The sequence below is a fragment of the Streptomyces sp. WAC 04229 genome (genome assembly GCF_003947455.1).
Taxonomy (GTDB): domain Bacteria; phylum Actinomycetota; class Actinomycetes; order Streptomycetales; family Streptomycetaceae; genus Streptomyces.
Map to the genome: position 1 here is coordinate 38,555 of NZ_QHJH01000047.1, position 6,121 is coordinate 44,675.

A 6,121-nucleotide genomic window follows, 5' to 3' on the forward strand; every position below is an offset into this window, starting at 1 on the left:
TGATCATAGGGCGTTGGAGCGAACACATCAATACGGTTCGTCTCGTTTCCTTTGACGGGTAGGCTGGCCGCATGTCCACGGAGAGAGGACCGGACCACTCCCGGCGCAAGGAACGGTCCCGGCAGGCGATCCTCGCGGCCGCCCGCGCCCTGGTCGCCGAAGAGCCGTACGAGAAGGTCACGATCGAGGCGGTGGCCGCCCGCGCCGGCGTCGGCAAGCAGACGATCTACCGGCGGTGGCCGTCGAAGAGCGCGGTCGTCGTCGCCGCCCTGCTGGCCGTGAGCGAGGATGCGGACGGGCAGTCGGTCACACTGCCGGACACCGGCGATCTGCGAGCCGACCTCCGGCTCGTCATGCGCGCCACGGTCGCGGAGTTCGCCGACCCCTCCTTCGACAAGCTGATCCGCGCCCTCAACACCGAGATCGCCAACGACGCCGCACTGGCGGCCGAGTACCGCGAGAAGCTGGCCGGGCCGCTGGACGAGGCGAAGAAGGCACGCCTGCGCAGCGCCCAGAAGGCCGGCCAGTTCGACCCCGACGCCGATCTCGACCTGGTCCTCGAAATGCTGTACGCACCCCTCTTCCTGAGATGGCTGCACCGCAGCGGTCCACTGACGTCCGCGTACGCGGACTCGCTCGTCGACGCGACCCTCCGAGCCTTCGGAGCGGGAGCGGCTCGGCGCCCGTGAGGCCTCGCGCGGGGCGGGCACCCCGTCGCCCGCATAGGTGCAGACAGCACGCTTCCAGCGGCCGAATAACGGTCCGGTCTCACCTGCTGGGACTTTCGCCGGTCACCAACCGTTACGTGAGATACGTCACTAAAGCTTCGGCAAAGACGTGGTAGAACAACGCAACTCCGCAGGTGACTCGGTCGGCCACCGGGATCTGCGGGGCTTGGCCTGTCCCCACTACAGCCCGGGCTGATCACGTTCCGAAGCCGCACCGTGTGCCCCGGGTCCGCTCATCGGACGACGACGTTCGCCCAGAGACCGCTCCCAGGCGGACTCCCCGCCCGCCCCACCAGCGTCACCGAGGTAGCCACGTGTCACTCGACTCCGTCACCCAGTCCGTCGACGATGCCGTCAGCGGATTCTTCGAGCCCATAGCCGAGTGGCTGGGGGAGGTGGTCTTCTACGCCGTCCCCGTGGGCGGAACCGACCTGCCCCTCATCGTCGCCTGGCTCGTCGTCGCCGGCCTGGTCTTCACCGGCTGGTTCGGCTTCGTCCAGTTCCGCAAGTTCAGACTCGCCGTCGACGTGGTGCGCGGGAAGTACGACGAGAAGGGGTCGGCCGGTGAGGTCAACCACTTCCAGGCACTGACCGCGGCGGTCTCCGGCACCGTCGGTCTCGGCAACATCGCCGGTGTCGCCGTCGCCGTGTCCATCGGCGGCCCCGGTGCCACGTTCTGGATGATCCTCTGCGGCCTGCTCGGCATGGCCACCAAGTTCGTCGAGGTCACCCTCGGCGTGAAGTACCGCGAGGTGCACGCCGACGGCACCGTGTCCGGTGGCCCCATGCACTACCTCCCCAAGGGCCTCACCGAGCGCTTCGGGAAGAACGGCCGGACGCTCGGCAAGGTCCTCGCGGTCCTCGCCTCCTTCATGATCCTGTTCTTCGGCCTCTTCGGCGGCAACCTCTTCCAGGTCAACCAGTCCTACGCGCAGCTGGTCTCCGTCACCGGCGGCGAGGACGGCGCGCTCGGCTCCTCGGCCGGTGCCCTGTTCTTCGGCATCCTGGTCGCCGCCGTCGTCGGCATCGTGCTCCTCGGCGGCATCCGCTCCATCGCCAACGTCACGAGCAGGCTCGTACCGGCCATGGCGGGCATCTACATCGTCGCGTGCCTCGTCGTGATCCTGGTCAACGTCACCGCCGTCCCGGACGCCTTGGTGTCGATCGTCGAGGGCGCCTTCAATCCCGAAGGGGTCGCCGGCGGTGTCCTCGGTGCGCTGATCATCGGCTTCAAGCGGGCCGCGTTCTCCAACGAGGCCGGTCTCGGCTCCGCGCCGATCGCCCACTCCGCGGTCAAGACCAAGCACCCCGCCAGTGAGGGCCTGGTCGCGCTGCTGGAGCCCTTCATCGACACGGTCGTCATCTGCACGATGACCGCGCTCACCATCGTCATCGCCAACCCGGACAGTCTCGGCGAGGACATCGGCGGTGTCACGATCACCTCGGACGCCTTCGAGACGGTCCTGCCCTGGTTCCCGTACATCCTCACCGTCGCGGTGCTGCTCTTCGCCATCTCCACGGTGCTGACCTGGGGCTACTACGGCCTCAAGGCGTGGACGTACCTCTTCGGCCGCAGCCGGGTCAGCGAGATCACGTACAAGGTCGTCTACACCGTCTTCGCCGTCGCCGGTTCGCTGCTGACCCTGCAGACCCTGATCGACCTGGCCGACGCGGTCCTCTTCTCGCTGGCCGTCATCAACATCATCGGCCTCTACCTGCTCGCCCCCGTCGTCAAGCGCGAACTCAACACGTTCCTGGAGTTCGTCCGCACCCGGAAGGCGGGCGGGGGCGCCGACGGCGACGACGACCAGGAGTCGGTGAAGACGACCGTCTGACCGCTCACACGGTCCGGCTCCTGAACGGGCCCCTGCTCACCTCGCGCCTTGGTGAGCAGGGGCCCGTCCCACGTCAGTGGCCGCCCGTCACCTCACCCGAGAGCCTGCCGTGCAGGTCGGCGCTCGGGGTGTTCAGGCCGGTGATCCGGACGGTCTTGCCGCGCCGGGCGTACCGGGTCTCGACGGCGTCGAGGGCGGCGACCGAGGAGGCGTCCCAGATGTGGGCGGCGGAGAGGTCGATGACGACGTCGTCGGGATCGCCGGCGTAGTCGAAGCGGTGGACGAGGTCGTTGGACGAAGCGAAGAAGAGCTCGCCCGTGACGGCGTAGACGACCTGGGTTCCGTCGGGGTCGGTGACAGCGGTGACGTGGGCGAGTCGGGCCACGCGCCGGGCGAAGACGACCATGGCCGTGACGGTGCCGGCGACGACGCCGATCGCGAGGTTGTGGGTGGCGACCACGACGGCCACGGTGAGGGCCATGACGGCGATCTCCCCCGCCGGCATCCGCCTGAGGGTCTTCGGCGAGACGGAGTGCCAGTCGAAGGTGCCGAAGGCGACCATGACCATGACGGCGACCAGCGCGGCCATCGGGATGTCGGAGACGACCGGGCCGAAGACGACGCACAGCACCATCAGGAACGCGCCCGCGAGGAACGTGGAGACGCGGGTACGGGCGCCCGACACCTTCACGTTGATCATCGTCTGGCCGATCATGGCGCAGCCGCCCATGCCGCCGAAGAAGCCGGTGACGATGTTGGCGACACCCTGGCCGATGGACTCGCGCGTCTTGGAGGAGCGGGTGTCGGTGATGTCGTCGACCAGTTGGGCGGTCATGAGGGACTCCATCAGACCGACCAGCGCCATGGCGAGGGCGTACGGGGCGATGGTGGTCAGGGTGTCCGGGGTGAAGGGCACGTCCGGCAGGCCGGGCACCGGGAGCGAGGAGGGCAGTTCGCCCTTGTCGCCGACGGTGGGCACGGCGATCCCGGCGGCCACGGTGATCACGGTGAGGATCACGATGGAGACCAGGGGCGCCGGGACGACCCGGGTGACCCTCGGGAAGAACACCATCAGTGCGAGCCCGCCGATGATCAGGGGGTAGACCGGCCAGGGCACGTCGCGCATCTCCGGCACCTGCGCCATGAAGATCAGGATCGCGAGGGAGTTGACGAAGCCGGTCATGACCGAGCGGGGCACGAACCGCATCAGCTTGGCGACACCCACGGCCCCGAGGACGATCTGGAAGACGCCGGCCAGGATGACGGTGGCGACCAGATACCCCAGGCCGTGCTCGCGGTTCACGGGCGCGATCACCAGGGCGACCGCACCGGTGGCCGCGGAGATCATCGCGCGGCGTCCGCCGACGACGGAGATCGTGACGGCCATCGTGAACGAGGCGAAGAGCCCGATCGCCGGATCGACCCCGGCGATGATCGAGAAGGAGATCGCCTCCGGGATCAGCGCCAGGGCGACGACCAGCCCGCCGAGGACCTCGGTGCGCCAGACCCGGGGGTCGTTCAGCCAGTCGGGCTTGAGGGCGCGCAGTCGCGCGGCGGGGCTGACAGCGGCAGAAGACAAGGAGATGCGTACCTGTCGTGCTAGGGCACACCCCGTGCGGGACCGGGGTGCACGGGAAGGGCGTGCGGGGCCGGGCGGCTGCGAGAATCGGCTCTTCGCCGGGGGCGTCATCGGTCCCGGAGACAGCGGTGGCGGAGCGGCCGGGCTGCCCTCACCGACCACAACTCTACCCTGACGTTAGGGTAGAGATGGGCGAGGTCCAGGGCGGGCGCCGCCCGCCATGACACGAAGGGCCAGGTCACAGGGCGTGGACGACAAGCACATGCAGATCGGTGAAGTCGCCGAGCGGACCGAGCTGTCCCTTCGCACCATCCGGCACTACGAGGACACCGGACTGGTCATCCCCTCCGCCCGCTCCCAGGGCGGCTTCCGCCTCTACACCGAGCAGGACGTCGCCCGGCTCATGGTCATCCGCCGGATGAAGCCGCTCGGCTTCACCCTGGACCAGATGCGCGACCTGCTCCGGGCCACCGACCTCCTGGACAGCGGCGACCCGCTGGACGCGGGTGAGCGCGAGGCACTGGTGGACCGCGTCCGCGGGTACGAACAGGCGGCCACCGAGCAGGTCGAGAAGCTGCGCGTCCAGCTGCGCCGCGCCGAGGACTTCGCCGCCACCCTCCGGGGACGCCTCCCGGAGTCCGCTCCCCCGGCCGCGGAGGTCCCGGCCGCGCAGATCCCGGCCGCGGAGGTCCCTCCGACGGAGTACATGCGGTAGTCCGCGACCGCCCCCTGGGCGAGGGTGGCAGCGGGCCGCCGCGTGCGGCCGGCCTCCGCACTCCGCCGTGAGGGAGACATGACCCATCCGGGCACGCTCGTGCTGATCATGGGCATCGCCGTGCTGGCCCCGCTGCTCGTGTACGTCGCCGGACGGCGGGTGCGGGTGCCGCTGGTGATCTTCGAGATCGGGCTGGGGATCCTGGTCGGGCCGGACGTGCTCGGGTGGGCGCGGCCCGACGAGGTCGTCGACACGCTCGCCGATCTGGGGCTGTCGATGCTGATCTTCCTGGCCGGGTACGAGATCGACTTCGCGGCGGTACGCGGGGACACGCTGCGCCGGTCCGTGCGGTCCTGGCTGCTGTCGCTGGTCCTGGGGATCGGTCTGGCCTTTCTGATCAGCGGTGGGGACGTCTTCGAGGCGTTCGTCATCGGTACCGCGCTGACCAGTACGGCGCTCGGCACGGTGCTGCCGATGCTGCGCGACCGCGGGCAGCTGCGCGGGCGGTTCGGGACGGTGGTGTCGGCGTTCGGGGCGGTCGGCGAGTTCGGGCCCGTGGTCGCCGTGGCGCTGCTGCTCAGCGGGCGCAGGCCGGCCGAGTCGGCCGCGCTGCTGGCCGCGTTCGGGGCGGTCACGGCCCTCGCCGTGTTCTGGGCGCTGCGTCCGCGCCCGCCCTGGTTCGGCCGGCTGACCGAACGGACCCTGCACAGCAGCGCCCAGTTCGCCGTGCGGTTCGTCATGCTGCTGCTGGCCTGCATGCTGGGCCTCGCCGAGGTCTTCGGGCTCGACGTGCTGCTGGGCGCCTTCGCGGCCGGCGTCCTCACCCGCCTCGTCCTGCACCGGGCGGCGCCCGACAGCAGCGGGGAGGTCCTCGGCAAGGTGGAGGCCATGGGGTTCGGCTTCCTCGTGCCGCTCTTCTACGTCGTCACCGGCATCGAGTTCGACCTGGACGCGCTGCTCCACGATCCGGGCGCCCTGCTGCTCGTACCGGGATTCCTGCTGCTGGTCCTGCTGGTGCGCGGCGCACCGGTGTATGTGCTGGCACCCATGGACCTCGGGCGGCCGGACCGGGCCGCGCTGGCCCTGTTCGGGTCCACGTGTCTGCCGCTGGTGGCGGCGATCACGACCATCGGGGTGGACCAGCGGCTCATCGGCTCCGACGAGGCGGCTTCCCTGGTCGGCGCCGCGATGATCTCCGTACTGGTGCTCCCGCTGCTGGCGATGCGGCTGCGCCGGGCGGGAGCGGACGGGGCCGGGCGGACGG

Annotated in this window: 5 protein-coding genes; 4 read left to right on the forward strand and 1 reads right to left on the reverse strand. The window is 70.1% G+C overall.

Features of this window, described 5'->3' with window-relative positions; genetic code table 11:
* The first annotated feature begins 71 nt into the window (after positions 1-71).
* Both DMH12_RS15720 and DMH12_RS15725 read left to right on the forward strand, forming a co-directional pair.
* Positions 72-689: a TetR/AcrR family transcriptional regulator gene (locus DMH12_RS15720; protein WP_125492198.1), complete on the forward strand. Its 618-nt coding sequence runs from the start codon at positions 72-74 to the stop codon at positions 687-689.
* A 353-nt stretch (positions 690-1,042) separates the two neighbouring features.
* The gene (locus DMH12_RS15725; protein ID WP_125492199.1) at positions 1,043-2,563 is read left to right on the forward strand and encodes a sodium:alanine symporter family protein; all 1,521 of its coding nucleotides are present in this window, start codon (positions 1,043-1,045) and stop codon (positions 2,561-2,563) included.
* A gap of 73 nt (positions 2,564-2,636) precedes the next feature.
* Here the strand turns inward: DMH12_RS15725 and DMH12_RS15730 are convergent, their stop codons facing one another.
* The gene (locus tag DMH12_RS15730; RefSeq protein ID WP_125492200.1) at positions 2,637-4,142 is read right to left on the reverse strand and encodes a SulP family inorganic anion transporter; all 1,506 of its coding nucleotides are present in this window, start codon (positions 4,140-4,142) and stop codon (positions 2,637-2,639) included.
* A gap of 247 nt (positions 4,143-4,389) precedes the next feature.
* On the opposite strand from DMH12_RS15730, the gene DMH12_RS15735 reads away from it, so the two are divergent.
* Positions 4,390-4,857 carry a MerR family transcriptional regulator gene (locus tag DMH12_RS15735; protein WP_185832337.1) on the forward strand — a complete coding sequence of 156 codons (468 nt, stop codon included), beginning with the start codon at positions 4,390-4,392 and terminating at the stop codon, positions 4,855-4,857.
* 78 nt (positions 4,858-4,935) lie between these two features.
* Positions 4,936-6,121 (forward strand): cation:proton antiporter (locus DMH12_RS15740; RefSeq protein ID WP_125492202.1); only part of this gene is annotated, 1,186 nt, incomplete at its 3' end.

Excerpts from the sequence above, each read along its gene's own strand:
- DMH12_RS15720 (WP_125492198.1), top strand. The coding sequence starts at position 72 with ATGTCCACGGAGAGAGGACCGGACCACTCCCGGCGCAAGGAACGGTCC.